Source organism: Oleiphilus sp. HI0125, from assembly GCF_001635355.1.
This window is the reverse complement of the sequence record NZ_LWGF01000682.1, coordinates 1-1,414: the sequence shown is the minus strand read 5'-3', so window position 1 is coordinate 1,414 and position 1,414 is coordinate 1. Positions and strand designations below refer to the sequence as shown.

Genomic DNA, 1,414 nt, shown 5'->3' with positions numbered 1-1,414 from the left:
CTCTTTGTCCAGAATCTTTACTTCAAGCGTATTCTGCTCAGACATTAATTTTGCTCCAAAGCACGTAGGCGACCGATCATGCCTTCTATCTTAGATTTTGCGAGTTCGTTTTTTTGTAGTAGTTGAGTACGTTCGTTATGAAGCTCTTCTTGTGACTGCTGTAAGCGAGCATTGTCTTCTTCAAGGCGCTGACAGTAGGCAAGTAATTGCTCAACTTTGTCTGAGAATCGGCTGATAGACGAGTTGTCCATGACTGCTTTCCTTAGTGATGACCTAGAGCGAAATGAAAGAGCATCTAAGATAGTCGGTGTTTCGTATTACTACGACTATAATTTGGCTCCGCCTTAGGGTCAATAAGGCTAACACCACGGGGTGAATCAGTCGTATAATTTCCCTTAAAATTTTTGCACCAACGGAGTCTCTATGAGTGATGAGATGCAATTAGAGAGCGATTTTGAATGGCTCGCCAATGTCTATAACTTAAACGGTGCGATTAACCACCCGAGTGAGTTACATGGGATTGTTATGGGACAGCTTGCCGGAAAGAGTAAGCTTCAAGACGAAATTTGGCTTGGCCTGTGTCTAGAGCACATGGGTATCGAAGAGTTCAACGTAGATAAGCAACCGAATGTCCAATCGGACCTTTGTAATTTTTACCATCAAACAGTGGAAAAAGTAGACGCCGATTCAAGCGAGTTTCAGATATGTATGCCTGATGACAGCTACTCTTTATCTGAGCGTGGGGAATCTTTAGGTGCTTGGGTTTCTGGATTTTTGGAAGGAATCGCTGTTGCGCAAGCGCAAGGTTTAACCAATCTTGACCAAGATCTAAAAGAAATACTGAGTGACTTGGTAGAAATTAGTCAGCTTGATGCACGTTTGGATAGCTCCGAAACCAGCGAGCGTGATTTTTTTGAGGTGTGTGAATACGTCCGTATCGGGGTATTGAATTTATATGCTGAGTTCAATGAGCCTGAACCGCCAGCAGACACACTAGAAACAAACGAACCATCTCCGACTTTGCACTAGTAATTAGATAGCCTTCATGAGTATTCCTATTTCAGAATATGCCGAGCGCCGCAATGCGCTCGCTGAACACATGGGCGATAACGCGATTGCGATATTGCCCTCAGCCAAGCTGTTAACTCGAAACAATGACGCAGAATTTCCGTTTCGACAAGATAGTGATTTCTATTACCTCACTGGGTTTAATGAACCTGATGCTGTGCTAGCTCTTATTCCCGGGCGAGAACATGGTGAAGCTGTGTTGTTCTGCCGTGAAAGAGATCCAACAAAGGAAATGTGGGATGGCAAAATTCTTGGGCCAGATCGTGCGTTGGAAGAGCTTGGTGTGGACGATGCATTTCCGATCAGTGATATCGACGATATTTTGCCGGGGCTTATTGAAGGCCGA

General features: G+C 44.3%; 3 protein-coding genes. 2 read left to right on the top strand and 1 reads right to left on the bottom strand.

The window, feature by feature from the left end:
- Positions 1 to 44 precede the first annotated feature (44 nt).
- Positions 45 to 251, bottom strand: a complete 207-nt coding sequence (locus A3762_RS09895) for a TIGR02449 family protein (RefSeq protein WP_068475982.1) — start codon at positions 249 to 251, stop codon at positions 45 to 47.
- A gap of 172 nt (positions 252 to 423) precedes the next feature.
- On the opposite strand from A3762_RS09895, the gene A3762_RS09890 reads away from it, so the two are divergent.
- Both A3762_RS09890 and A3762_RS09885 read left to right on the top strand, forming a co-directional pair.
- Positions 424 to 1,029, top strand: a complete 606-nt coding sequence (locus A3762_RS09890) for a UPF0149 family protein (protein WP_068502980.1) — start codon at positions 424 to 426, stop codon at positions 1,027 to 1,029.
- 16 nt (positions 1,030 to 1,045) lie between these two features.
- Positions 1,046 to 1,414: aminopeptidase P N-terminal domain-containing protein (locus tag A3762_RS09885; protein ID WP_197469181.1), on the top strand; the 369-nt coding region annotated here is incomplete at its 3' end.

What these genes read in the sequence shown, in the direction of transcription:
- A3762_RS09895 (WP_068475982.1), bottom strand. Translation starts at nt 251, where the DNA reads ATGGACAACTCGTCTATCAGCCGATTCTCAGACAAAGTTGAGCAATTA.
- A3762_RS09890 (WP_068502980.1), top strand. Translation starts at nt 424, where the DNA reads ATGAGTGATGAGATGCAATTAGAGAGCGATTTTGAATGGCTCGCCAAT.